This is a genomic window from Pyrinomonas sp., assembly GCF_040289685.1.
In the GTDB taxonomy this organism is placed as follows: domain Bacteria; phylum Acidobacteriota; class Blastocatellia; order Pyrinomonadales; family Pyrinomonadaceae; genus Pyrinomonas.
Genome location: NZ_PSLQ01000025.1, coordinates 1 through 24,833, shown reverse-complemented (window position 1 = coordinate 24,833; position 24,833 = coordinate 1). Strand labels below are relative to the sequence as shown.

The window sequence follows — 24,833 nt, the reverse complement described above, 5'->3', positions numbered from 1 at the left end:
GCAGGGCAATCAGCGCCCATTCGATGATAGCATGTCGTTCGGCTTGACCGTTACTCGTCCGGCACGCAACCCCGCCACAAGGTAGATCGCTGCGTAGGAAGCCCATTCGCCCCACAGATCTTCAGCTAAAGCGCGGACGCCTTTCTCGCCGAGCGGGCGTCCGCCGCCGTAGTACTTTTCGACCATCGCGCGCAACACGAGATCGCCCGCCGGATAGACATCGGTGCGCCCGAAGTGAAGGATGAGCGTCCAATCGGCCGTCCAGCGTCCAACGCCACGCAAGCTCGTAAGGCGCGAGATGATCGTCTCATTATCTTGTCGTGCGAGCGTTTCGGCCTCGACCTCCCCAAATTCGATGGCGCGCGCGACGCCGACGATGCTTGCGGCTTTGCTCGCCGCGATGCCTAAGGGACGCAGATCGTCGGGTTGAAGCGAAGCCACCGTCGCCGCTGCAGGAAAGGCGATGTACTCGCGCCCTCCTACTTTCACCCTCTTTCCGAAGCGTTCGACGAAACGGCGCTTTAAGACCATGGCGACTTTGGTCGCGATCTGCTGCGAGAGGATTGAGATGACGAGCGCTTCAAAGAGCGACGGCCAACGCGCCAGCCGCAGCCCGCGATGTTCGCGTTCGAGCGCGCGCATCAACGGATCGCGCGCCGCGCGTTGACGGAATGGCTCCAGATCGTGCTCCGGACTGAAGAGGCAGCGCACTGCGCGCTCCGCTTCACGCAAGAGTTGTTTTGTCGGGCGTCCTTTCTCCAAGCGCGTACGCGCTGCGAGCCTCCCCGCGACGGCCTCGACTTCGAGCAAGCAAAGACGCCCGCCGCAGTCAAGCGCGCGCCGGTACTTTCCCTCCTCGAAAAGGTCCACTGTTTCGTGCTCGGTGAAACGCAAAAAGCGCGCCGTCGCCGCAAAATCGAACGGCGCGCGCACTTCGATTTCAAATCCAGACATGGGGCGAGTTTGGCAAAACGGCGGCTGGCAGTCAAAAAGCCTCCACGTTCGGACCACATCGCTCATTCCGATTCAAGATCTGTTTGACGCCTTTTGCCCGGTTTTGCTAGACTGCGCTCGAAAAGCGGGACAACGACCGAAGCGTCTTGGCAAGCGCGCTTTCGTTGTCGCTGGCGAGCCCGGTGAGTGCTGGACCAGCGAACAGATCAAATTCGCGCGGTTTCAGCATCTACCGGAGGCTTCCTGTGATCTATGTACCCATTCCGCAATGTCCTCTTCCCGACCGACTTCTCTCCGCACGCGCGTGCGGCGCTCAAGTACGCCGCCGCTTTTGCCCGGCAGGGCGATGGGAGATTGATCATCCTGAGCGTGCAAGAGGGAAGCGTCCCGACCAACCTGCTTTCGCTTCCTGAACGCGCGCTGGAAGAAGAGGGCAAAGAATGGTTGAAGGCCCTTCGACGCAACATCCAGTCGTTGCTCGCTGACCCACTGCTTCAAGGGTTGGAGACCGATACGATCATCGTCGAAGGCGATCCAGCCACCGAGATCGCTCGTGCGGCGCGCGATCTTCACGCTGGGTTGATCACCGTGGCAACGCATGGAAGAAAAGGGCTGGCCCGCGTCCTTTTCGGTTCGACTGCCGAAGAGATCATCGCCGAAGCCCCATGCCCCGTTCTGAGCGTGCGTCCGCCACAGCATGATTTCGTCGAACACAAAGGAAGCCACACGGAGATACATCTAAACCGCATCCTGTTGGCGACCGATTTTCGCCCGGTGACGGAAGCGGCAGCCAGACTCGCCATCGAAATGGCGCGTCGGACAGGCGCCGAGCTTCATGCCATCTATGTCATCGGCGATATCGTCGATCAATTGGCCGAACTCCTCCCCGATAGCGGCACGCAGACGCTGCGTGATCTGCGCGCCTTCGCGCAGGAACGCATGCGCCGCTTTGCGCGCGATGCAGGCACGCCTGTCACCCCTCACATCGCGGAAGGACGGCCTTACGAAGAGATCGTTCGCCTCGCCATGGAGAACGACTTTGATCTAATTGTTGCCGGAACGAGCGTTCGCCCGTCGCTGTTTGGTGGTGCCCCCGCCCTCGGACAAGAGATCGAACGCATCGTTCGCAACGCCCCTTGCCCCGTGCTTTGTGTGCCCTCGGGCCTGGTGATGACGCCCGCCCCAGCTCACATCAGCGACCCAGTTCCACAAACTTGAAGTGAACTCGGTTCCAACTCGCCGCCAACCGGAGTCGGAGCCTGAAAGAAGAATTTGTTATGAAAATAGACCTTTCCTCGTCGAGGTCCTTTATGGGAGAAGCTTTACGCCGAAGGATCAAGCAGGAGAGCTTCGAGAGCCCAGTGCAAGAGGCCCTCTTGAACCTTCTCGTTGCGGCCAATCACGTACGCGAACGATTCAATCAGGAGTTCGCCCGTTATGGCATCACGCTCTCGCAATATAACGTTTTGCGGATCCTCAAAGGCGTCCATCCGCAAGGCCATCCGCGCGGTGAGATCGCGCGGCGCATGCTCGAACGTGCGCCCGACGTCACGCGCTTGATCAGCCGCTTGGAGAAGCGTGGGTTGGTCGAACGCCTCTCATCCGAGGAAGACGGGCGATTATCGATCGCTAGGATTACGCCCAAGGGGCTTAAGCTGCTCGAAGAGATGCGCCCTTCGCTCGAAGCGCTCCACGCCTATTTCGCCGGGCGCGTTGCGCCGCCTGATCGGCACGAACTGTCGCGCATCTGCGAGGACATCTACGAAGAGAGCGAACTTTGAGCGGCGTTGCAAGCTGTCCCGGCGGGATGGCACACGCCAAGTTCTGAACGCCCCGGAGAAGGCCTGCTGACCCGCCGAACCGGCCGCCAGAAAATTTTTTCAAAATATGTGTTGCAACACGAACCGACTTGTGCTATGCTTTAGCCATCGTAGGGCAAAGACGCGAAACCACTGTCCGCTCCGCTGCTCGCCCAACGGGCAGCGGACGGGCAGGGGTTAGCTGGCCAAGCCAGTCTAGCCGCGTCGTCCAAAGGGCTGCTCGTAGAACGATGCAGCGACTCCTCCCTATCGGAACGAGAGACACTCTGCCGTCAACGAGCGCTAAAGCTCGCTAGCAAGCCAACGTGGAACTTGGAGCGTTGCTCGAAAGCAACGCTCTTTTTTTGCCTTTTCATCGGCACAAGGCTCATAGACGATGTGCACCCGCGAAAGCGGCGCGCTTTTTTGTCAGCTCGTCAAGCGAGCGCAAAAAGGCGCACGTGGCTTGCCTCGTTCTCAATTGAGCGAGTGAGCGAGGCAAGCTCGTTACGTCATGGGCCAGACGCGCGAGCGGTAAGAGACAAAGGCGCAGGAGATTTCCTGCGCCGATCGCCTTCGGCGCTCGGTTCGGTTTGCAAGGCGATTGGCGCAAGGCAGAAGGCGACAGTTAGTCCGTCTTTTGAATTTCAGGCGCGAGCGCGACGGTTTGACTTTTCGCCCTCACGCGCGTCTTTTTGACGAAAGAGCGAAGGTGCACGAGGTTGAACTGGTGGGCGAGCGCCGCGATCTTTTCAGCGTGGTCGTCCGAAAGAGCGGCGTTGAGTTCCTGTATAGGGGTCAAACGCCAACTGGCTTCTGCGTTCAGCGCGCGGCGTGCCCCGAAAAGGGCGAGCGCGTGGCAGATGGCGCGGTAGACGAGCCAGTAACCGATGAAATTCGGCCCTGGCAAAGGCATAAGCAGCAGAGTCAGCGGAACGATCAGAAGGTCTATGAGCAACCAACGCAAGTGGCGATTTCGCGCGCGCGCAAGATACTCGCGCCACGCACGCGCGGCCTCTTTTTCGCTGATCGTCGTCGGGTGAAGGATCTCAATTTCATTCACGTCGCGCAGACTGCGTAGCAGCGCCTCATCGGGCGGCACGCGCTTTTCAAGCCAACCCTCTACGCGCCGTGTGGTTGCGCCGATGCTGTTTTCTGCTTGGCGCAAGCTCGTCAACCAACGGCGATGTTGCCTTTCGAGCCAACCGCGTAAACCATTGCGCGGCGCAGATTCGCCCTTCTTCTCGCCGTAGAAGACGATCCCTGCGCCCTTGACGTTCAGCAGAAAGACCTTCAACTCCCTTTGCCCCTTTCTTGAACTCCCGCTTGTCGTTTCGATGATTCGATGCCGTGCATTTTCAATCCGCGGGCTTGTCGCCGAGTTCATCTTTTCTGGCGCGGACCAAGTCCTGCAAGACCTCGTTGACGACGGCGGCTGCCTCTTCTTCGAGCGAAAGATCGCGTGCGGTAGCCGTCCAGAATTCATCCAATCCGCGGCTTCCCGCACGCTCAAAGACGAGCGCTTGTGTCAAAAGATCGATAACGTCTGCGGCTTTGACGAGGCGCGCTTCAAGGCTCGCGCGTTCTTCGTATTCATCGTACAGCGCAAGATAGGCGTTGCGCCTCGCCTCATCGAGCGAGGCTATGATGTCGGCGAAAGCGCGACGCGCTGCCTCGTGACGCGCTCCTTGGCCGAAATAATGCGCCGCCGTTTGCGGTAAATCGCCGAGGCGCGTCTCGGTCAAGTCATGAAGAAGGGCCATCCGCAGCACCTTTTCGACGTTGATCGGCACGCTACGCGCGATGAGTCGGTCGGCAAGAAGCATAGCCGTCAGCGTGACGCCGTAGGAGTGCGCGGCCACGGATTCGGCGCCCGGTGCCAGCCCGCGCAGTACCCACCCTGTGCGATCGAGCCGTTTCAAGCGTTGGAGTTCGAGCAAAAAAGCAAGCATTGACGATTCGCTCTTTTAATTGATTTCCGGCGCGCTTTCGGATCGGGAACGCGGTGCCGTGAAGGATGGCTTACCGCTGTGCGATTTCGGCTCACGAAGGCTCGCGATGCGGCGCTGCGCTTCTTTTCCATTCGATACTTCCTTCGGTCCGCGTCGGTCAAATTATTACCAAGAGAGCGCGAAGCGCATATGAAAGTTCGACGCCGCGACTAACCCGCTTCAACGAAAGATCAAGGACCTTCTTGCGTTTGTTGGCGGGCGACGAAGACTTTGCCGGGGTTGAGAATCAAGTTCGGATCGAGCGCTTTTTTGAGCCGCATCATCGTTTCGATGGTCTCGGCAGAGAGCGCCATGTCAAGGTATGGCGCTTTGGTGTAGCCGATGCCATGTTCGGCGCTGATCGTGCCGCCGAGTTCAATGGCCGCCGCGAAAGTCGCGCGCACGGCCTCACGTGCGCGCCGCACGGCGTCGGTATCCTCACGATCGCACATGAAGTTTACATGTATGTTGCCGTCGCCAGCGTGACCGAAATTGACGACGAAGATGCGCTGGCGACGTGCGATCTCTTCCACGCGCGCGATGAGTTCGGGAATACGCGAACGCGGGACGACGACATCATTATTCAACTTAAGCGTTCCGTAGCGCATGATGGCTGGCGAAAGAGCGCGACGCACCTCCCAGAGACGATCTTCATCCGCCTTGTCTTTGGCGCGTTGCACATCGAATCCGCCGCCCGCGATGAGGATCTGCTCGACGATTTGCGCCTCGCGCTCGACTTCCGCGCGGCTGCCATCAACGGAGACAAGCAACAGCGCTTCGGCTTGACGCGGAATGCCGAACGAGAAGGCCTCTTCTACGGCGCGAATGGCATGGCGATCCATCACTTCGATAGCCGTCGGGACGATGCGCGCGCGGACGAACTGCGGAACGCAAGCGCACGCTTCATGCATGGAACGGAACAACGCGCGCACTGTTTGCGTCGCTTCCGGCAGCGGCAACAGGCGCAGCGTGGCTTCGGTGATGATGCCGAGCAGACCTTCCGAGCCGCACATCAGTCCGACGAGATCGAAGCCGACGACGTTTTTCGTCGTCCGCCCACCAGCGCGAATGATGTCGCCAGTGGGCGTCACCACTTCTAGTCCGAGCACGTAGTGTTTGGTTACGCCGTACTTCACCGAACGTGGACCACCGGCGTTTTCGGCGATGTTGCCGCCGATGAAAGAATCTCGCAACGATGACGGATCGGGCGGGTAGAAGAGACCTTGCGCTTCCACCGCCTGCTGCAATTCGTATGTGCGCACGCCCGGTTCGACCACCGCATAGAGATCATCGAAGTTGATCTCTTTGATCGAGTTCATGCGCTCCGTGCTCAAGACGATGCCGCCGCGAATGGGGACGGCCCCGCCGGTATAGCCGACGCCACCGCCGCGCACAGTCAAAGGGATGAGCAACTCGTTAGCCAAGTGGACAATGGCGGCCACCTCCTGCGCCGTGCGCGGCCGCACGACCGCGTCCGGAAGATGGGTCTCACCGAGCGCATCCTTGCCGTAAACGGCTATTTCGCCCTCTTCGGTGAGCACGCTTTCAGGACCGACAATTTGAGCCAGGCGATCCAGCGTTTCCGAGCGAAGGACCCGTTCGCGCGTTCCATCTCTCCGAGATTGCGCTTGCGCGTTCATGCCTTCATGTTAACTCAATTCGCCGTGGAAAGCTTGCGCGGAAGGGCCGTTCCAACGGGCAAGCGAGGCGAAGCGCGCGATTTGCTCCCTTGCGACATCAGCCGACGCATAGTCGCTTGCAGGACGAGTAAAAGGATCTGGCGGGCACCGACGCCCGCCAGGTCTGTTCCTAGCCGTAGCGACTGTTTCTCGCCGGAGCGCGTCGTCCGTTCAACGGCATTCCGGGTGTTCGCAACCGCAGCCAATCTCCAGCACGTCGCGTGCGTTGGCGCAGTATTCACTGCAGTACTTCTCATCTTCCGCGACGGTGCAATTGCAGCTCGGATGTTCGCACTTTTTCTTTTTCTTCTCTTCGGCCATGTGGTTCACCTCCTGTTCATCGGCCACGGGGGTTAAGGCGGCAGGGAACCATCGGGCGGAGTCAATGCTCACACCAAATCATGTGCAAGTCAAGAAGTTTCACCCATCCCGCGACCGATTAAGACCAAAGAGAAGAGCGGCCACACCATGCGCGAGTCGAGAGGCGTCAACTCCTCTCCAGCGGCGTCTGCCTTCTCCACTCGCTCGACCAGAAAGGCGTGTCGTCCACGGGGCTTTCGCTCGAAGCAAACATTCGCACGCTCTGAGCTGAAACCGGAGGCTTGCGCGCAGCGCGTGCGCGCGCCTTCCGTCCGCAAAGACGAAGCGTTTGCGAAGGCGGACGATGCCGAACGATCTCGCACACGTTGCGCCGTGGCTCGACGCTGTAGCTAGCAGACGATGCCGAAACGATCTCGCATACGTTACGCCCGCCGAAATATGTGCCGATTGGAAAGCGGGCACGCGCTACGGCGCCGGATTGAGCACGATGCGCACGCGTTCTGCGCCAACGGTCAGTTCGATTGGATTTCCGAGTTGAATCGGAAGCACCGTGCCATTGACGTTGATCTGCAAGGGAAGGGTCGTGGCTACTGGCCGTTGTTCGGCTGGTCTCGCTTGATCGCCCGTGCGCGTCAGCAGCGAGGTTACTGCCAGTCTCCACGTCGCCGGGGTGCAAGTCAGGCGCAGCCCCGGAAGGTCTCTTTCGACCGATTCGTTCGGCGCGAAAGCGTTGATGGTCCACATCGCTTCGCCGCAGCGCGTGCCTTGCGCATCGTAAAAGGTCACCCAACCGGAGGCGAAGCCGTAAAAGAACGGACCGCGATTTTCGATCACGACGCGCGCGTTGGTTGCCGGAGCGTCAGGCGTCCCGCTGAGTTGCGCAGCGCGCAAACGCGCCGTGAGAACCAGTTGCCCGGCAACATCTCTGTCCAGCGCCGCCTCGGTCAGCGGCACGCGCTGGCGCGCGCCGTTCTGGTCCGCGTTGCTTGGAGGTGGCTGCTGCGCGCGACCGAGCGCGACGAACAGCGGGAGCAAAACGAGCAAAAGAATCCTCATTTGGAAATTGACCTCCTTGCCAGAAAGATGAGCGCCCCGTTTTCGTATTCACTTGAAGACTTCTGTTCGCAGGGAACGGATCGAAACACGTCTTCTCAAACGAACCTGGCGAAACGGTCGCTTGTTAGATCAAGCTGTATCCGTTGGCATTGGCGGCGCGCCCTTTCCGATGACGGGCATGAAGCGTGCACCGTATGGCATGATGAAACCGAGCGCACTGCGTTCCACGTTTGCCAAAGCCTCTTCAAGCGATGGCGCCGCCTCCAATCCAAAAGCGCGCGCTTGCTCTTCGTCGAGTTCGGAAACGATGACGAGGCGACGCTTCTTGGCTTCTTCGGCGAAGGCCGCGACCAACAGATCGCGCATTCGCGGGCTTCGTCCGGCACCAGCGCCCTCGCTGAACGCGCCGACGATGATGATCGTCCCGTCTTCGGCGCAAGCACGCGCGGCCATTCGCAAGGCGTCGTAGGCTTGAAAAAGATCGAGATCGAACGGGTCGCCGCCGCCGCTGACGATGACGAGCGGGCGCGGCGATTCGATCAAGATCGAGTGCGTATCCGCGTAAGCGGCACAGAGGCGGCGATGCGAGGTGCGCCAATCGCCAGCGCACAGGTCGGTTGGCCGCAGGCGGTCATCGACGACGACGTTGACGAGAAAAGAGGGCGCGACTTCCGCTGCCACGCGTTCGCATTCCTCGTGCGCGCGGTTTTTGTCAAGCGATCCCGGCGCACCATCGTTCAACGTCGAGAGGAATAGCTCTTCGATGGTGCGCAAGGAAGACAGTCCCGGGCAGATCAGCTCGCGTCCGCCCGTAAAGCCGAGCAGGAAGTGAAAAGAGATCGGACCCACCAAGATCACGTGCGACGCATCGAACAGCGAACGATGGAGTTCGATTGGAAGCCCTCGTGCCGTGTGACCTAGTTGGACCATTTGGCTGGGATCGCGCGGATCGAATTCGATCGTTTCGATGCGCTGAGCGATGAAGGGCGAAAGCAGGTCTCGCTTCTCGTCGGCGTCGAGCGCGCGTCTGAAACCCGTTGCGAAAATGGCGCGGATGTCACGCGCGGCGATTCCGAGCTGGACCAGCCGCCGCACCAAAGCTTGCGCGATCAAGCCGCTTGCGCTCGGGCGCGTGACGTCCGGCAAGACCAGAAGCACGCGCTCTCCGGGCGAGATGATCTCTTCGAGCGGTTGGGCATCGATGGGCTGATCGAGCGCTGCGTGCACTTCAAGGTCGGGAAGCGGAGCGACCGCTTGCGTTGGAGCGAGCAGACGAAAACGCGCTTCGTCGTAAGAGAACGCGCGCACGTTGCGGCCATAACCGAGTTCCACTGTCGCCATATCGGAGGGGCCTCAGCCCTCACGCTCGGAGCGAAAGCATGAGGTGCCAGCGTGACAGAAGTGAAAGGTCTCGTCGTCGAAATCTTCCGTCTCCATTTGAATCGTCAAGTGATCGATGCCGAAGCGCGCGTGCAGCTTGGTGCGCAGCGTGCGCAGGAGTTCCGGTTGCGACACGCCCTCGGCGTGGATGACGTGCGCGCTCAGCGCTTCGCGTCCGGAGGTGATGGTCCAGACGTGAAGATCATGGACGTCCGTTACGCCGCGCGTCTCCAGAATGGCTTCCTCCACTGCAGCGAGATTGATGTGGGCTGGCGTCCCTTCAAGCAAGATGTCGGTCGCCTCGCGGATAAGCCGCCACGCGCTCCAGACGATGAGCAGCGAGATCATGACGCTGAAGACGGGATCGGCGGCCCACCAACCACGAAAGAGCATGAGCGCGCCCGCCGCGAGCGCCCCGATCGAACCGAGCGCGTCGCCGATCACGTGCAGCCACGCGCCGCGGACGTTCAAATCATGCGCGTGGTCGCCGTGCAACAACCAAGCGCAGGCGAGATTGATCGCCAGCCCGCCAGCGGCGATGGCCAGCATGGCTGCTGCGTTCACCTCAGGCGGCGCGAGCAGCCGTTGATAAGCTTCATAGATGATCAGCGCCGAAATCAGCGCCAGCGAGATGCCGTTGGTGAAGGCGGCGAGTATTTCCAGCCGGTAGTACCCGTATGTTTTGCGCGAATTGGCCGGGCGGGCGCTGAACCACGCGGCGAAAAGGGCGAGCGCGAGCGCAGCGACATCGGTCAGCATGTGACCGGCGTCGGCGAGCAGGGCGAGCGAGCCGGTCCACCATCCGCCGATCGCTTCGGCCAGCATGTAGCAACCTGTTAAGACGAGGACCCATGCGAGCCGCCGGTTGCGCGCGCGCGTTGCGCGACAACACTTTTTCGACGAGGCAGGGCTCAGGTCGTTCGCCGCTTCTCTCTTCGCCCGATCAGCATTCGAAGAAGCAGTCAGCATGTGCAACCCTCTTCGCAAAAAAGAGACTCTTCAACGAACAATCATCGCGATCTGCTGTTTGCGGAACCGGCACTCAAGCGCCTTGCAGAGCACGATCCTTCAGCGGATCATCATGACGATTTGCCGTTCACGCGGCCCGTCGAACTCGCAGAGAAAGATCCCTTGCCAGCGTCCGAGCAGTAGCTCTCCATCGCTAAAGGGAATGCTAAGGCTCGTGCCCATCAAGCTGCTCTTGACGTGCGCATCGGTGTTCCCCTCGCCGTGGCGATAATCCGCGTCGTGTCGCGGAGCTAGGCGACGCAGAACGTGGAGCATGTCGCGTGCCACGTCTGGGTCGGCGCTCTCGTTGATCGTCAACCCGGCTGTGGTATGTTGCACGTAGAGATAGCAGATCCCTTCGCGTGCGCCGGTCTCGCGCAGGCGGCGTGCGACTTCCGCCGTGATGTCGATTAACTGTTCGCGCTCGCGCGAACGAACCTTGATCGTTTGCGCAGGCATATCACCCGATCACCTCGTGCGTGGTGGCTGGTGCGTGGTGCGAATCTTCTGCTTGCCGCCGCGCGTGGTACGAAGAGCGAACCAGCGGACCCGATTCGACGTGACGAAAGCCGAGTTGCCTGCCGATCTCGCGCCAGCGTGCGAACTCTTCCGGCGTGACGTATCTTTCAACGGGAAGCCGCCGCGCATGCGGTTGCAAATATTGCCCGATCGTCATGATGTCGCACGAGACGGCGCGCAGGTGATGCATCAATTCGACCACCTCATCAAACGTTTCGCCGAGTCCGACCATGATGCCGCTTTTGGTGAGCATGCCGCGCCCTTCGCGGTCGCGCCGCTCGGCTGCGCGCCGCAGTAAGGTGAGCGATTGTTGGTAGTTAGCATCCGGGCGCACGCGGCGGTAGAGTCGCGCGATCGTCTCCATGTTGTGATTGAGCACGTCGGGTTGCGCGTCGAGCACGATATTCAATGCGGCTTCGTCGCCGTTGAAATCGGGGATCAAAACTTCGATCTTGCATTTAGGGTTGAGTCGGCGCACCCAACGAATGGTTTCGGCCCAGTGGGCCGCGCCGCCGTCGGGCAAGTCGTCGCGGTTGACCGAGGTGATGACGGCGTGGGCCAGTCCGAGATGGCGCACCGCTTCAGCGACGTGGCGCGGTTCGTCTGGATCGAGCGCGCCGGGCTTGCCTTTGTTGACGGCGCAAAATCCGCAATGGCGCGTGCACGTGTCACCGCAGATCATGAACGTCGCCGTTCCATCGGACCAACATTCAAAGATGTTTGGGCAACGCGCCTCTTGACAAACGGTGTGAAGATTCAGCCCTTGGATCAACTGCAAAACTTGGTTCTGCATCGTCGGGTCGCCCAAGCGAATCTTCAACCACTCTGGCTTCGGCAACCGCTCGCCGCGGCGCCGAAAAGTTTGCGAAGGGGAAACGACGTTGATTACAGGAAGCTCTCGGTTCATGCAAGTTCCTCGCTGGAAGAGCGCAGCGTTGACGCGCGACCAACACGCTTTTGCGCGCAGCGGCCACGATGTAAAGCTGCTCGACGCTCGACGGCACCCGGTTGAAAAAGGGAAACGGCCATTCGATTCAATCCCTCAAGGATTGTACCACTCAGTGCAGCGCTTTGTCGTCTGCTCGCACGGTTGTTTCATGTTCGGTTCGAGCGTGGCCGTCGCCGAATTTTTAGCTGCCACCAACGAACTCGCTTTATCGCGCAAGGGCTTCGGCCTCTCGCTCATGAGTGAACGTCTTTCACCAGCGCGGCGAGCAGGTCGCCGTCGATGTTGCCGCCTGAGAGGATGACGCCAACGCGGCGCGCTCTGTTCGGCAGTCGGTTGAACAACACAGCCGCTGCCGCCAATGCGCCCGTTGGTTCCACCAGCAACTTCATCCGAAACAGAATGAAACGCAGCGTGAAGATCAATTCTTCGTCCGAAACGGTCAGTACGTCTTCAGCGTTCTGCTGCAAGATGGGAAAAGTCAGCGCGCCGGGGGCTTGTGGGCGCGCGCCATCGGCGATGGTCTCGGGCGGCGGAATACAGACTCGCTCGCCGCGTTGCAATGAAAGTTGAGCATCGTTGGCCGTCGCTGGTTCCACTGCGAAGCACAGAACGTCTGGGCGAAGGGCTTTGGCCGCGACGCTTGCCCCGGCAAACAGGCCGCCGCCGCCGAACGGGATGACCAAACATTCCAAGTCTGGCACGTCTTCCAAAAGCTCTGCGACACACGTCCCCTGTCCTGCCATGATCAGGTAGTCGTCGTAAGGCGGAACGAGGGTTGCCCCCCGGCTTTCGGCGACTTGCCGCGCGAGCTGTTCGCGATCTTCACGCAGGCGGTTGTAGAGGATTATTTCGGCACCGTATTCGCGCGTCGCGGCGAGTTTCGCCTGCGGCGCATCTTCAGGCATAACGACCACGGCGCGCGTGGCAGCTTCGCCGCCAGTGCGACGGCCTGCGCATGGTTGCCCGAAGAGAAGGCGACCACGCCGCGCGCGCGTTGATCCTGAGGGAGCGCACGTATCTTGTTCGTCGCGCCACGGATCTTGAAGGCCCCGGCGCGTTGCAAGTTTTCGCACTTGAAGAAGACTTCGCGCCCTGTCGCACGGTTGAACGAGCGCGAAGTCGCAACTGGCGTGCGGTGGACGACGGCAGCGATTCGTTCGCGCGCTTCGCGTATGAGTTCGTAGGTCAGCATCGTCTCGAATCAGCGTGAACGGCGGATTGCGCGGTCAACTCCATTTCAAAGACTTCGGCGAAGCGTTCGATGACGCGATCCTCGACTTCGGCCATGCGCTGCTCCCAACCGAGCACTTCGCGCATGGAAGTGACAGGCTCGCCTTCGCAGGCGATGATCAGGTCGAAAAAGCTCAAGTCGGTGTTGACGTTGAGCGCAAAGCCGTGCGTCGTTACCCAGCGGGCGATGTGGACGCCGATGGCGGCGATCTTGCCGCGCGTCGTATGGACGCCGGTTAGCCCTTGAAGGCGGAAGGCTTCGATCCCGAAATCTGCGAGCGCGCGGATGAGCGCTTCTTCAAGATCGCGCACGTAGCGATGCACGTCTTTGCGATCGGGACTCAAATTGACGATCGGATAGCCGACAAGCTGGCCCAGTCCGTGATAGGTCGCCTTGCCGCCACGATCGGTTTCGAAAAGCTCGATGCCGCGCGCGCGCAGTTCTTCGGCGGAAGCGAGCAGCGCGGCATGGGTTGCGCGACGCCCGAGCGTGATCACGTGCGGGTGTTCGACGAGCAGAAGCGTGTCGGGCTGTTCGCCGAGCAACACTCTCCGCTCCGTCTCTTTTTGATGCCGCAGCGCCGTCGCGTAATCGGCTCGACCGAGCCTTTCGACGCGCAAGATCCTATTTCTTTGCATCGCCTTCGCCATTCTACCAACGGCGGCCCGTTTGTCAGAAGGGCGCTCATGCGCGGAGCTCAACGGACCTGTCACTAGAGCGGAAGGACGAAGATCGTAGTCCGTACTGTTCGCGCCGCCGGGTTGCGTTCCACGGATAAGCTTGACTGACCGAGTCGGTTGGCATAGCCTACGGCGAGCTTGCGCTTTCCCCTTCGCACGAAAGTCCAAAAGCGGAGCGAACGAAAATGCGGTTTCGCGCGTCCTAGCGTGCACGAGGAGGAACCATGGATTGACCAAACGCATCCTCTCTTTGATCGCCCTTTTTAACTCGCCGCCCCCTTTGAGAAAGGAGACCCCTGAGTTGACCAAACGCATCTTCTCTTTGATCGTCCTCTGTTGCCTTCTCCTCGTTTTCAACGCGACGGCACAGACGCGGCGGCGCAAAACTACCGAGCAGCATCGAACGTCGAGCAGCCAGTCGCGCTCTGCTGCGAGTACGGCACGCGCGCGCATCGGCGCGCAGGCGCAGACCATCGCTCGTTTCCTCTATCTTTACGGCAGGGTGTCGAGCGAAATCGAGATGGCCGCGCAGCAGGCGCGTCGGGATGGGAACGCCGGTGATTTGCAAAGCATCGAGAACTCCAAAAAGGTGTTGCTCGATTCTTTGCGCAACGTTCGTGAAGGGTTGGAGAGGCTGGAAACGGAGCTGAGGGTTTCAGCCGCTTCGCTCTTTCCGCGCGTCGCTGGAGTGGCCGATCAAGCCGCGATGGCTGAAGAGCAAGCGGTTGCCGGGCAGTTCGACCGCGCTGGTCGCACTCTGCTCGGCATACTCGAACGCTTGATCCAAGCGATGGAAAGCCCTTGAGAAACGGTCATATGCGCTTATCGTCGCGTGACGAAATAGCCGCGTCGCGCGCGCACGCGCAACTCAGGGCGAGCGGGAAGGCGTACGACAATGCGTCGAAAGGTTCCTTCAGGCGCTTCCGCCGAAGAGTAGTACTGAAGCAGATACTGCGAGCGCAGCTCCGCTGCTATCTGGCGGAAGGCCGGATCGAGATCCTCCAGCAGATTCGGAAGAAATGTTGCGCCGCCGGTCGCTTGTGCGATCTGCACCATTTCTTCTTGCCCGCGCGTGCTCATTCGGTTGAGCCAAATAGATTGACCGCTCGGATTGATGGCGTAGAAGACAGCATCGGCCCGTTGAACCTCATCGAGCGCCGCGCGCGCGCTTTTGTAAAGCGAACTCCACGTATCCTCGCCATCCGAGATGACGACGATGACGCGCCGGTGGGCCGCTGGCGAGGAGCGATCGAGATGTTTCGCTGCCGCCGCGACCGTGTCGAAGAAGGCCGTCATCTTGTTGGCTGGTTCGATGGTCAGAAGTTTCTGTGCGGCTTCGTCGGCGGTCGCCCGTGAGGCGATGAGCACTGGCTGTTCGTCTATGGCAAAAACAGTCGCCCGGTCGTTTGCCTTGAGGACTTCGCGCAAGAACCTTGAAGCCGCTTCCTTTTCAAAGTTAAACCGCGCCTTGACGCTGCCCGAGACATCGATCAACAAGGCGAGTTCAATCGGAACTTGGTCGGGGTCGCCGATCTGTGCGATCTCTTGTTGCTGACCTTCCTCTTCAAGCCGAAAATCTTTAAGCGTCAAACCGAGAATGGGTTTGCCTTTGCCATCCGTCACCGAGACGGGAACGACCACCAGACGCGAACTGATGCGAACGACCTCTTCATCTTCGGAAGGCGGTTGGTTGATCGGTTTGGATGGCGTTCTGGGGGGAGTTTGCGAAGCGTTCTGCGCCATCGCGCCCACGGAGAAGAGCGCAACGAGCAGGCCGCAGATCAGCGCGCAGCTCGATGCGAAAAAGATTTTCGGCTTGACTTTCATCTTCTCTTCTCGAAAGATCGCCGCGCGAAGATGGAAAAGGCGCGCCGAGATCCTCGGGCAAAGCGCGCCTTTTCCACCCGCTGTGTGATTTCCCCGGCATCGCCGCAGCCAACCATCAGGGCTTCGGATGATCCGCAGCGCCTAAAGGTTGGCACAACAGCGAAGATGAAGGCAATGCCCGGAAATCAGAATTCGGGATTTCTGTTGTTGCCGGTAGCGCGCGTCGCTGGCACGGGCACTTCGACGTTCATCTCCGGCGCTGGCTGCGTCAACCCCCGATTGACGAGCAGCTTGATCTCAACGCGTCGATTCTGCGCCCGTCCTTGGCGCGTCGTGTTATCCGCCACCGGTTGCATCTCGCCGAAACCATACGGTGTGATAATGCGGCGCAGCGGTATGCGGTGGTTTTCGACCAAGTAGCGAACCACCGCATCGGCGCGGCGCATGCTCAACCGACGGTTCAATTCGCGGCTTCCGGTCGCATCCGCAAATCCAGTCACCTCGAGGACGTATCCTTTGGTTTGAAGCGCTTGCTGTGCCAGTTGATCCAATTTCGATTTGGCTTCCGGCGAAAGGGCGGCACTGCCCGTGCGGAAGTTGATGGTCAAGACTTGCTGCGCTACGTAGTCATCCAGCGCCGAGATGCGCTCGTTGGTTGCGCGCACGCCGGCGACAGCGGCGTCTGCCGTCGCTTGTGCGGCCACCGCACCGCCACGCGCGGCGTTGGAGATGGCGGCAAGCTCTTCGAGTTGACCTGAGAGCCGTTGCGCGTTCTGTTCAACTTGCGTCAGGCGCGATTCAGCCGAACCGACGCGCGATTCGACTGGCGTGACGCGGGCTTCGAGCGCGCGCGCGACGCGTAACTCGTCGTCGGAGAACCGCACCTTCTCGGCGACTAACTGGCCCGCAGCATCGCCGCGCCCTTCGACCTCGAGATTGAGGCCCGGCAAGATGTTGGTCGTCGCGTAGTTTTTGGCCCGACGGAACGGGTTGCTCTTGCGTTCGGTCACGCTGGTCCGATCCGTCAAACGCACCACCGTGTCCACTCCATTCAAATCGCGCACGACGAACGTATCAGCATCGCGCCGCACGACTACGCCTTTGATCTTCATCTTTTGACCGTTGGCGACGGAACGCACCGAAGCGCTGTTTGAAGTCGGCGTCGTTTGCGCGTTGGACTGCGTATTGGTGTCTTGGGGGGAAGTGCTATCCTGCGCCACGGCGGGGATGACCGCAAGCGCGAAAACGAAGAGAATTGCTCGAACGCCACTAGAGATCTTCATTGCATCCACTCCCTCTATTTCAAAGTAGTTCCTCGTTGTCGGGATCGCCGATGGCGAGATTCGGTCGGCACCCCCTCGTGGTGCATCGCCTGATGGCGGGCGACGCCCCTGTTTACGAAGCTTCGATGCTGATTCTCCAGCCAAGCCGCACGGCGCGTCAAGAGGTTTCGCTTCTTATCATATAATTGCTAACTAATTGCAATAATTCGCGTTTGAACATGCTTCCTCCACGGGCGAATCTCGCTGAGTCGCGGCGCTCCCTTTTGTGCGAACCATCGTCGAAGCGCGCCTTCACGCTGAAATTCGCTTGTGAGATGCTTTTAAGTCGTCTCAATGCCTCAACGCGAAGAAGCCGATACAAACGCCCCTTCTTTTAGAGACTTCATTTCGACCTTGGCAATTTCCGTACATCAGAAACGATGCCTGCCGTTTCTAGCGGCGCAGGTTGAATTAAGTTGCGCGCTTCGGCATAGAAGCCTTTCAAGCGAAATGCGCCGGGGCATGGTGACGACGCGCGCAAGCTGCCAGCGCGTTGAAAGTGAAGGCGTCGTGAGGCGACGAAGACTGGCAGAGCGAGTGCGAGCACGTGAGGATAACGGTCAAGCGAAAAGCGAAGCTGCCGGAGAGCACAAGGCGCTAGATCGATAAAGTGCCGCTTGAAGTCGGGCCATCTCGAAGTCTTAAAGCTGGACTGACGAATTCGAGATGGCCCGAGCGCTTTCAGATGGTGAATTGTCCGGCTTCGAGCACCTGTTTAATGTGGCCGAGGAAGCGTTCCGCATCCGCGCCGTCGATGATGCGGTGATCGAAGCTCAAAGCGAAGTAAGACATCGTGCGGATGGCGATGTAATCGTCGCCTTCTTCGTTGGTCATCACTTTGGGACGCTTCTCGATTACGCCGACGCCGAGAATGGCCACTTGCGGTTGGTTGATGATCGGCGTACCGAATAGACCGCCGAAGACGCCCGGATTAGTGATGGTGAAGGTGCCGCCCTGCACCTCGTCTGGCTTCAGTTGCTTCGTCCGCGCTCGTTCGGCTAGGTCATTAGCGACCTTTGCTAGCCCGGCGATGGAGAGCTCGTCCGCCCGCTTGATCACAGGCACGATCAATCCCCAATCGAGCGCAACGGCCATGCCGAGATTGATGTCCCGTTTATAGATGATCTGGTCGCCGCTCACCTGTGCGTTGAAGATCGGATAGCGGCGGATGGCGCTGATCACAGCTTGGAAGATAAACGGCATAAAAGTCAGTTTGGTTCCATGCCGTTCGAGGAAAGAGCTTTTGTGTTGTTCGCGCAAACGCGCGACGCGCGTCATATCGATTTCGTAAACAGTTGTGACGTGCGCCGAAGTTCGCTTCGAGAGGATCATGTGTTCAGCGATCTTCTTGCGCATGACGCTCATCTGTTCGACGCGGTCGCCTTCAACTGGCTGCACCGCCGGCATGTGGGTTGGCTCTGACACCGGAGGTGGCGGCGCAACCGGAGCGATGACAGGCGGTGCGGAAACAGGCATCGGTTGTGGCGCAGCCTTTTGCGCCGTCGCCCCACCCGATTCGATGAAGCTTAAGATATCGTTCTTGGTGACGCGCCCGCTCATTCCGGTCCCTTCGATTTGCGCTAAGTCGATCCCGTGCTCGCGCGCGATCTTGCGCACGAGCGGGCTGGAGCGCGTGCGCCGCAGTTCTTCCAGCGTTTGCTCGGCGAGCGGTTTCGGCGTGAGAGTCTCTTCCGCCTTCGCTGTCGGCGTAGGCGTTTGAGTCGCTCCGGTTTGCTGCGGCGCGGGCGGTTGCGTCTCGGCTATAGTTTGTTGCCCGGACCCATCGGGTTGCGATTGAGCGGGCGGCGGCGCGGCGGGCGTGCTCTCCGCCTTCGTTTCGGGGCCCTGCGTCGTAGTCTCTGCGGGCGCCTCTTGCGTGCTCTCTCGCGGCGCTGGCGCGCTCGCTCCGTCGCCGTCGATGATAGCGACCACGGTGCCGACGGCGACCGTGTCACCTTCTTTGAACCTCACTTCGGTGAGCGTGCCAGCGGCGGGCGCTGGAATTTCGGCATCCACCTTGTCGGTCGAGATTTCAAATAGCGGTTCGTCGCGTTCGACGCGTTCGCCAACTTTCTTCAGCCAGCGCGTGATCGTTCCCTCTGCGATGGACTCGCCCATTTGTGGCATTACCACTTCCGTGCTCATAACTTTTCTTTGATGCTGAGGCCTGTTGAAGCGGGCCTCGCTCCTCCTCTTTCAAAAAGTCTAGTATGCTGCCAATTTTCTCGCGGCATCAACCACGTCTCTCACCTGCGGCAGATGGTACTCTTCAAGCGGCGGCGAATACGGCACCGGCGTGTCAATGGCACCAACGCGCACCACCGGCGCATCCAACCACTCGAAAGCTTCTTCGGCGATCAAGCCGGCGATCTCGCCGCCGATGCCGCCCGTGCGCGGCGCTTCATGGAGGATCAAAACCTTGCTCGTTTTGCGCACGCTCGCGAGAATCGTCTCTTTATCGAGCGGCAGAAGGGTGCGCAGATCGATCACTTCGATGTCCAATCCTTCGCGTTCCAGTTCCTCCGCCGCATCGAGCGCCGTCAACACCTGTGCGCCGAATGTGATGATCGAAAGGTCATGCCCTTCGCGTGCGACGCGTGCCCGCCCGATCTCAACGATGTAATCATCTTCGGGGATCTCTTGCCGCAGACGCGGCAGGCGATAGAGCTTCTTGTGCTCGAAGAAGAGCACGGGGTCGGGATCGCGAATCGCCGCTTTGATTAGCCCCTTGGCATCGTAGGGGTTGGATGGCTCGACCATCTTCAATCCCGGCGTGTTCATGAAGAAGGACTCAACGTTCTGCGAGTGAAATGGTCCAGCATGCACGCCCGCGCCGCATGGCCCGCGAAAGACCGCTGGGATACCTGCTCCCCAACGGTAGCGACACTTGGCCGCGAAGTTGGTTAACATGTCGAAGCCGCACGAGATGAAATCGATGAACTGAAATTCGGCCACTGGACGCATGCCCATCAACGCCGCGCCGCACGCTGCGCCGACAATGGCCGCCTCTGAGATCGGCGTATCGATCACGCGCTCGGGGCCGAAATGATCGATCAGCCCATCCGTCACCTTGAATGCGCCGCCGTAAACCCCGACGTCTTCGCCGATGACGAAGACGCGCTCGTCGCGTTCCATCTCTTCCCAGATGCCTTGGCGAATCGCCTCGACGAACGTGACCACGCCGCCGCGCGCCGGTCGTTCCGCCTTGTGCTCTTTTTTGAGCGCCGTTGCCATCTTTTCGCTTCCTCGATGAAATCGGTCGAACTTCCGCCCGGTTCTTTTCGCTTCAGTCGCGCGCGTTGCTTCCAAACAGTGCCGCGCCACACACGGATGCTTCGGGTTGACGATCAATCACCGCTCTTTCGGATCAACGATGAGACCCATCTCTTCGCGTCGGTGCGGTTTGCGCGTAAACGTGTCCCTCCCGGACTCTTTCCGATTGCGTGCCGTAAACCATCGCTTGCCCTGCGCTCGCCGTCTCCTCGCTGACTGCGGTGAGTTTTCGCATGGCTCTTCTACCGCTCCAAAACCTTTGGCCGAAACGCTGGCGGCACGATCGAATTATCGTAAACATTATACGCCGCTCGTTCCGGTTCCGGCAGCGGCGAGCTTTCAGCCCACGCGACCTCTTCTTCGAGTTCCTGCTTGATGCCTGCCGTGATCCGGTCGAGTTCTTCGCGAGTGGCGATCCCTTGCGAGGTGAGGTGGCGCTCGTAACGATCCACGGGATCGCGCTTCTCCCACAGTTCCAGTTCCTCGCGCGGCACGTAGCGTTGATCGTCGTGCTCGGCGTGCCCTTTGCGTCGGTAGGTTTTCGCTTCGATCAACACGGCACCGCCGCCGGAGCGGGCGAATTCGGCGGCGCGTTTCGTCACCTCGTAACAGGCGATGATGTCATTGCCATCGACGATGTAGCCGGGAATGCCGTAGCCCGCCGCCTTATCCGCAAGGTTTTTGACGGCCGTCTGTTTATGCGTCGGCGTCGAGTAAGCGTAACAGTTATGCTCGGCGACGACGATGAGCGGCAAGCGTTGCACGGCAGCGAAATTCAATCCTTCGTGAAATGCGCCGGTGCTCATGCCGCCATCGCCAATGTACGCGATGGCGACGATCCCTTTCTTCTGCATGCGCCCAGCCAAAAGCACGCCTGCCATCACCGGGATCATGTCGCCCAAGTGCGAGATGGGGCCGATGAAGCCTCGCTCCATGTCGCCGAAGTGGATGTTCAGGTCGCGCCCTTCCGATGGCCCCCACGCTTTGGCCATGTACTGCGCGAAGATCGCACGCGGGCGAATCCCTTTAGTGAGCACGGCGCCCAGATCTCTGATGAGCGGCGCGATGAAGTCGCCCGGTTCAAGCGCGTAGCAGGTGCCAACGGCGGTCGCCTCTTGACCGAGCGAGCGATAGACGCCGCCGATCACCTTGTTCTGACGATATAGATTGACGAGCCGCTCTTCGACCAATCGCGTGAGCTTCAGGTAGTAATAAAGCTCCAGCATCTGCTCGCGCGAGAGCGTGGTCTCGAGCGAGCAGATCAATCCTTCATCGGTCGCCGGAGCCTGCACGCCCTCGACGATTTCGACGAACCGGACGCCATCACGCGCCGGAGCGACGATTTGAGGCGCGCCCGATTCTGGCGATGGGCCAACCGTGCCCGCTTCGTCCAGCGCGATCTCTGCCGCAGCAACTGCGCTCGCAGCCTGCGCGGTCTCCGCCTTTTCGCGCCGCGAGCTTTTTCTCCCGTTGGCTTTCGCTTCTTTGCGTTTCGCCTCGCGCTTGTTCGCCATCTTCACTCACCTCGTGGCGTTCGACATCGAACCGGTTCATCAGAAGTGGATCGCCAGTTTATGCACGTCTTCGGCAGCTTCCATCACCGATTCAGAAACGGTCGGGTGCGCGTGGATCGTGCGCCCGAGTTCCTCCGCCGTCGATTCGAGCTGCATCGCCACGCACGCTTCGGCGATCAATTCGGTCGCGTGTGGGCCGATGATGTGAACGCCTAGGATCTCATCGTATTTCGATTCGCTGACGATTTTGACGAAGCCTTCGTCCTCGCCGAGGATGCGCGCCTTGCCCGAAGCCGTGAACGGGAACTTTCCGACCTTGACATCGTACCCTAGTTCGCGCGCCTTTTGCTCGGTCAGTCCAACGGAGCCGACTTCCGGATCGCAGTAGGTGCAAGATGGGACGAGGCGCAGGTTGATCGGCTGGACCTGTTTGCCAGCGATCTGCTCGACGGCGAGGATGCCCTCCTTGGAAGCGAGATGCGCGAGCCAAGGCGTCGGGATCACATCGCCGATGGCATAGACGTTCGGCTCGCCCGTGCGCAGGTATTCATCGACTTGAATCGCTCCGCGCTCGACCTTGATCTTGGTCCCTTCCAATCCGAGTCCTTCCGTGTATGGCATGCGCCCAACGGCGACGAGGAGCTTTTCGGCTTCGATCTTGACCGGTTCGCCCTTGGCGGTTTTGCCCGTCACGATCACGCCCGTCTTGGTCCGTTCTACGCCGTCGAGCTTGGTGTCGAGCTGCAGCTTGATGCCGCGTTTGCGGAAAGCGCGCGCCAGTTCGTTCGAGATCTCCTCGTCTTCGAGCGGCAACAGCCGTGGCATGATCTCAACGATGGTGGTCTCGCATCCGAAGCGCGAGAAGATCGAAGCGAATTCGACGCCGACCGCGCCGGCTCCCATCACGATCAAGGATTTCGGCACCTCCTTCAGTTCCAAAATCTGATCGCTGTTGATGACGCGCTCGCCATCGGTTTCAAAGCCGGGGATGGGCCGAACGACCGAACCAGTTGCGATGATGATGTTTTTGGTATGAACGGTCTCTTTCTTGCCGTCTTCGCCCGTGACTTCAACGCGACCGGGAAGGTTCAAGCGCCCGGTGCCTTTGAAGACGGTGATCTTATTCTTCTTCATCAGGAACTCGATGCCCTTGGAGTTCTTGGTGACGACTTGTTCTTTGCGCTTCTGAACCTGGCCGAAGTCGTAGCCGATGTTGGAAGCGACGATGCCGAACTCGGCGGCGTGCCGCATCTTCTCGTAGATATACGCCGATTGAAGCAGCTGTTTGGTCGGGATGCAGCCGCGCAGCGTGCAAGTGCCGCCCAAACGTTTGTCCTTTTCGACGATGGCCGTGCGTAACCCCAATTGTGCCGCGCGAATCGCCGCCACGTATCCTCCAGGACCACTTCCGATGACCGTCACATCAAACTGTTCTGTTGCCACTTCTTATTTCCTCTCATCAGAGCTTTCGGTATGGAAACGGTGATGAAGAGTGCGGGAAAGGGTCTCCCGAACCGAAGCGCTTGTGACCGAAGATTCCCGTCTCGCTGGCTCATCACCTCGATGGAAAGCAGTGCATTATAATGCTTTCCATCGCTTTCATCCAATCGGCCGAAAGTTTCTACGGCGGGCGATTCATCAAGCCCCCGCGCGAGTTGAAAAGGTTGGGCGTTCGAAGATGGATTTGCGCGAGAAAAAGGGGCGCCGACGCGGTGCCGCGTAAAGAGCGACATCGCGTCGAAGAAGCGCCCGTCTGCTTGAAATAGTCCTTATTTCCATCTAAGTCGCGAGCGTTTACGTGCGCGCTGGCTTTTGCCGACGACGCGGCTGACTACGAGCAGGATGAGCCAGAAGAGGACGGCCAGCTCCGCTGCTTTGCGCGACGACTTCGTCGCGTTTTGTTCTCTTCGTTGTGCTGTGGCGATGCAACCGGTGCTGTTCTCTACGTCCGAATGGCAATGCTTGGGCGCGTCTGAAACAAAACCAAAGACGGCGCGTTGCCTCTTGCGATACTCTTAGCGGTGAGGCAAGGGCCGCCGACGAAAGCCTCTGCTTTGACAAGTCTTCAGACGCGCTCGCAGATGATGGCGATCCCTTGACCGCCACCGATGCAAGCGGTCGCCAAGGCGTAGCGCCCGCGGCGGCGATGAAGCTCAAGCAGCGCAGTTAAAACCAATCTGGTCCCGGTCGCGCCCAACGGGTGGCCGAGCGCGATCGCGCCGCCGTTGACGTTGGTCTTTTCGCGGTCGAGGCCGAGTTCCTTCTCCACAGCCAAGTACTGCGCGGCGAAGGCTTCGTTCACCTCGAACAGGTCGATGTCGTCGAGTTTGAGGCCGGCTTTTTCCAAAGCCTTACGCACGGCGGGGACGGGGCCGATGCCCATGATCTCCGGTTCGACGCCTGCGTAGGCCCAACTGACGATGCGGCCGAGGGGTTTCCTGTTGGTGCGACGGACGAAGTCTTCGTTGGCGATGACGAGCGCAGCCGCGCCGTCGACGATGCCGGAAGCGTTGCCTGCGGTTACAAAGCCGTCTTTGTTGAAAGCGGGCGGGAGTTTAGCGAGCGCTTCGAGCGTCGTATCGGGGCGCATGTGATCGTCGCGATCAACGATCTGTACGCCCTTTTTCGTCTTCACCTCGACCGGCGTGATCTCTTCGGCGAAAACGCCAGCATCTTGCGCGCGTTTGGCCGCTTGTTGCGAACGGAGCGCGTAACGATCCTGTTCTTCGCGTGAGATTTCGTACTTGCGCGCCAGGTTCTCCGCCGTTCCGGCCATGGTCGTGTTGCAGTAGCTATCGAGCAGCGCGACCATCAGACTATCTTCAAGCTTGCCTTGCCCGAGCGCGAATCCAGCGCGCGCGCCGTAGATGACGTGCGGCGCTTGCGACATCGACTCCATGCCGCCAACCAGCGCCGTTTCAGCTTCACCGAGCAGGATCATGTGCGCGCCTGAGATAATCGATTGAATGCCGCTTCCGCACAACCGATTGACTGTCAGCGCCGGACGATCAATCGGCACGCCCGCTTTCAACGCGACGTGACGCGCGCCGTAGATGGCATCGCCCGAAGTTTGCAGCGCGTTGCCGATCACCGTGTGATCTATCTCTTCAGGTGCAACGCCTGTTGCTTCCAGCGCCGCGCGCGAGGCGATTGAAGCGAGATCGATCGCTTTGATGTCCTTGAGCGCGCCGACGTATTCGCACATTGGCGTGCGCTTGCCGCCGAGAATGAAGACCTCTTTCGCCATGCTCGTCCTACCCTTTCGTTCGTTTTGTTCGCTCGAAATCGAGGTTAGCAAAGCGGCGATCGTAGAGTCAATTGAGCCCATAG

20 protein-coding genes and 2 pseudogenes are annotated in these 24,833 nt (G+C 60.0%); 3 read left to right on the top strand and 19 right to left on the bottom strand.

Features of this window, described 5'->3' with window-relative positions:
- Positions 1-9: 9 nt before the first annotated feature.
- Positions 10-954 carry a DNA-3-methyladenine glycosylase family protein gene (locus C4334_RS07365; RefSeq protein WP_352431438.1) on the bottom strand — a complete coding sequence of 315 codons (945 nt, stop codon included), beginning with the start codon at positions 952-954 and terminating at the stop codon, positions 10-12.
- A gap of 252 nt (positions 955-1,206) precedes the next feature.
- On the opposite strand from C4334_RS07365, the gene C4334_RS07360 reads away from it, so the two are divergent.
- Positions 1,207-2,172: a universal stress protein gene (locus C4334_RS07360; protein ID WP_352431437.1), complete on the top strand. Its 966-nt coding sequence runs from the start codon at positions 1,207-1,209 to the stop codon at positions 2,170-2,172.
- Positions 2,173-2,264: 92 nt separating this feature from the next.
- Positions 2,265-2,735 (top strand): MarR family winged helix-turn-helix transcriptional regulator, encoded by a 471-nt coding sequence (locus C4334_RS07355; RefSeq protein ID WP_352431436.1) that lies wholly within the window; start codon positions 2,265-2,267, stop codon positions 2,733-2,735.
- A gap of 646 nt (positions 2,736-3,381) precedes the next feature.
- On the opposite strand, the gene C4334_RS07350 is transcribed toward C4334_RS07355, so the two are convergent.
- From C4334_RS07350 to lipB, 11 genes and pseudogenes are all read right to left on the bottom strand, one after another.
- Positions 3,382-4,050: a hypothetical protein gene (locus tag C4334_RS07350; RefSeq protein ID WP_352431435.1), complete on the bottom strand. Its 669-nt coding sequence runs from the start codon at positions 4,048-4,050 to the stop codon at positions 3,382-3,384.
- 61 nt (positions 4,051-4,111) lie between these two features.
- Positions 4,112-4,705: an HD domain-containing protein gene (locus tag C4334_RS07345; RefSeq protein ID WP_352431434.1), complete on the bottom strand. Its 594-nt coding sequence runs from the start codon at positions 4,703-4,705 to the stop codon at positions 4,112-4,114.
- A gap of 230 nt (positions 4,706-4,935) precedes the next feature.
- The gene (locus tag C4334_RS07340) at positions 4,936-6,285 is read right to left on the bottom strand and encodes an FAD-binding oxidoreductase (protein ID WP_352431433.1); all 1,350 of its coding nucleotides are present in this window, start codon (positions 6,283-6,285) and stop codon (positions 4,936-4,938) included.
- A gap of 309 nt (positions 6,286-6,594) precedes the next feature.
- On the bottom strand, positions 6,595-6,744 hold the full coding sequence (locus tag C4334_RS07335; protein ID WP_352431432.1) for a hypothetical protein: 150 nt from the start codon (positions 6,742-6,744) through the stop codon (positions 6,595-6,597).
- Positions 6,745-7,209: 465 nt separating this feature from the next.
- A complete protein-coding gene (locus C4334_RS07330) occupies positions 7,210-7,800 on the bottom strand; it encodes a hypothetical protein (RefSeq protein ID WP_352431431.1) in 591 nt (196 codons plus the stop codon).
- A 129-nt stretch (positions 7,801-7,929) separates the two neighbouring features.
- The gene (locus C4334_RS07325; RefSeq protein WP_352431430.1) at positions 7,930-9,141 is read right to left on the bottom strand and encodes a lactate racemase domain-containing protein; all 1,212 of its coding nucleotides are present in this window, start codon (positions 9,139-9,141) and stop codon (positions 7,930-7,932) included.
- Between the two features lie 12 nt (positions 9,142-9,153).
- On the bottom strand, positions 9,154-10,149 hold the full coding sequence (locus C4334_RS07320; protein ID WP_352431429.1) for a cation diffusion facilitator family transporter: 996 nt from the start codon (positions 10,147-10,149) through the stop codon (positions 9,154-9,156).
- Positions 10,150-10,248: 99 nt separating this feature from the next.
- Positions 10,249-10,647, bottom strand: coding sequence for a secondary thiamine-phosphate synthase enzyme YjbQ (locus tag C4334_RS07315; RefSeq protein WP_352431428.1), 399 nt, complete (start codon positions 10,645-10,647; stop codon positions 10,249-10,251).
- Position 10,648: 1 nt separating this feature from the next.
- Positions 10,649-11,614 (bottom strand): lipoyl synthase, encoded by a 966-nt coding sequence (lipA, locus tag C4334_RS07310; protein WP_352431427.1) that lies wholly within the window; start codon positions 11,612-11,614, stop codon positions 10,649-10,651.
- Positions 11,615-11,889: 275 nt separating this feature from the next.
- A pseudogene (locus C4334_RS07305) lies at positions 11,890-12,848 on the bottom strand (pyridoxal-phosphate dependent enzyme).
- Positions 12,842-13,525, bottom strand: coding sequence for a lipoyl(octanoyl) transferase LipB (lipB, locus tag C4334_RS07300; RefSeq protein WP_352431426.1), 684 nt, complete (start codon positions 13,523-13,525; stop codon positions 12,842-12,844). The pseudogene C4334_RS07305 and the gene lipB overlap by 7 nt, the downstream one beginning before the upstream one ends.
- Before the next feature lie 271 nt (positions 13,526-13,796).
- Here lipB and C4334_RS07295 point away from each other — a divergent pair, with 271 nt between their 5' ends.
- Positions 13,797-14,372 carry a hypothetical protein gene (locus tag C4334_RS07295; RefSeq protein ID WP_352431425.1) on the top strand — a complete coding sequence of 192 codons (576 nt, stop codon included), beginning with the start codon at positions 13,797-13,799 and terminating at the stop codon, positions 14,370-14,372.
- 17 nt (positions 14,373-14,389) lie between these two features.
- Here C4334_RS07295 and C4334_RS07290 read toward each other — a convergent pair whose 3' ends face one another.
- The 7 genes and pseudogenes from C4334_RS07290 to C4334_RS07260 form a co-directional block, all read right to left on the bottom strand.
- Positions 14,390-15,394, bottom strand: coding sequence for a VWA domain-containing protein (locus tag C4334_RS07290; RefSeq protein ID WP_352431424.1), 1,005 nt, complete (start codon positions 15,392-15,394; stop codon positions 14,390-14,392).
- Between the two features lie 185 nt (positions 15,395-15,579).
- Complete coding sequence (locus C4334_RS07285; protein WP_352431423.1) at positions 15,580-16,677, bottom strand: OmpA family protein; 1,098 nt, start codon at positions 16,675-16,677, stop codon at positions 15,580-15,582.
- A 720-nt stretch (positions 16,678-17,397) separates the two neighbouring features.
- Positions 17,398-18,870: pseudogene (gene sucB / locus C4334_RS07280) on the bottom strand (2-oxoglutarate dehydrogenase, E2 component, dihydrolipoamide succinyltransferase); the annotation flags it as partial.
- A gap of 51 nt (positions 18,871-18,921) precedes the next feature.
- Entirely contained in the window at positions 18,922-19,950 is a 1,029-nt protein-coding gene (locus tag C4334_RS07275; RefSeq protein ID WP_352431422.1) for an alpha-ketoacid dehydrogenase subunit beta, read from the bottom strand.
- Positions 19,951-20,231: 281 nt separating this feature from the next.
- On the bottom strand, positions 20,232-21,503 hold the full coding sequence (locus C4334_RS07270; protein WP_352431421.1) for a thiamine pyrophosphate-dependent dehydrogenase E1 component subunit alpha: 1,272 nt from the start codon (positions 21,501-21,503) through the stop codon (positions 20,232-20,234).
- Between the two features lie 39 nt (positions 21,504-21,542).
- Positions 21,543-22,946, bottom strand: a complete 1,404-nt coding sequence (gene lpdA / locus C4334_RS07265; RefSeq protein WP_352431420.1) for a dihydrolipoyl dehydrogenase — start codon at positions 22,944-22,946, stop codon at positions 21,543-21,545.
- 622 nt (positions 22,947-23,568) lie between these two features.
- Positions 23,569-24,750, bottom strand: a complete 1,182-nt coding sequence (locus tag C4334_RS07260) for an acetyl-CoA C-acetyltransferase (RefSeq protein WP_352431419.1) — start codon at positions 24,748-24,750, stop codon at positions 23,569-23,571.
- Between the last annotated feature and the right edge of the window lie 83 nt (positions 24,751-24,833).

Excerpts from the sequence above, each read along its gene's own strand:
- C4334_RS07365 (WP_352431438.1), bottom strand. The coding sequence starts at position 954 with ATGTCTGGATTTGAAATCGAAGTGCGCGCGCCGTTCGATTTTGCGGCG.
- C4334_RS07360 (WP_352431437.1), top strand. The coding sequence starts at position 1,207 with ATGTACCCATTCCGCAATGTCCTCTTCCCGACCGACTTCTCTCCGCAC.
- C4334_RS07355 (WP_352431436.1), top strand. The coding sequence starts at position 2,265 with ATGGGAGAAGCTTTACGCCGAAGGATCAAGCAGGAGAGCTTCGAGAGC.
- C4334_RS07345 (WP_352431434.1), bottom strand. The coding sequence starts at position 4,705 with ATGCTTGCTTTTTTGCTCGAACTCCAACGCTTGAAACGGCTCGATCGC.
- C4334_RS07335 (WP_352431432.1), bottom strand. The coding sequence starts at position 6,744 with ATGGCCGAAGAGAAGAAAAAGAAAAAGTGCGAACATCCGAGCTGCAAT.
- C4334_RS07330 (WP_352431431.1), bottom strand. The coding sequence starts at position 7,800 with ATGAGGATTCTTTTGCTCGTTTTGCTCCCGCTGTTCGTCGCGCTCGGT.
- C4334_RS07325 (WP_352431430.1), bottom strand. The coding sequence starts at position 9,141 with ATGGCGACAGTGGAACTCGGTTATGGCCGCAACGTGCGCGCGTTCTCT.
- C4334_RS07320 (WP_352431429.1), bottom strand. The coding sequence starts at position 10,149 with ATGCTGACTGCTTCTTCGAATGCTGATCGGGCGAAGAGAGAAGCGGCG.
- C4334_RS07315 (WP_352431428.1), bottom strand. The coding sequence starts at position 10,647 with ATGCCTGCGCAAACGATCAAGGTTCGTTCGCGCGAGCGCGAACAGTTA.
- lipA (WP_352431427.1), bottom strand. The coding sequence starts at position 11,614 with ATGAACCGAGAGCTTCCTGTAATCAACGTCGTTTCCCCTTCGCAAACT.
- lipB (WP_352431426.1), bottom strand. The coding sequence starts at position 13,525 with ATGCAAAGAAATAGGATCTTGCGCGTCGAAAGGCTCGGTCGAGCCGAT.
- C4334_RS07290 (WP_352431424.1), bottom strand. The coding sequence starts at position 15,394 with ATGAAAGTCAAGCCGAAAATCTTTTTCGCATCGAGCTGCGCGCTGATC.
- C4334_RS07285 (WP_352431423.1), bottom strand. The coding sequence starts at position 16,677 with ATGAAGATCTCTAGTGGCGTTCGAGCAATTCTCTTCGTTTTCGCGCTT.
- C4334_RS07275 (WP_352431422.1), bottom strand. The coding sequence starts at position 19,950 with ATGGCAACGGCGCTCAAAAAAGAGCACAAGGCGGAACGACCGGCGCGC.
- C4334_RS07270 (WP_352431421.1), bottom strand. The coding sequence starts at position 21,503 with ATGGCGAACAAGCGCGAGGCGAAACGCAAAGAAGCGAAAGCCAACGGG.
- C4334_RS07260 (WP_352431419.1), bottom strand. The coding sequence starts at position 24,750 with ATGGCGAAAGAGGTCTTCATTCTCGGCGGCAAGCGCACGCCAATGTGC.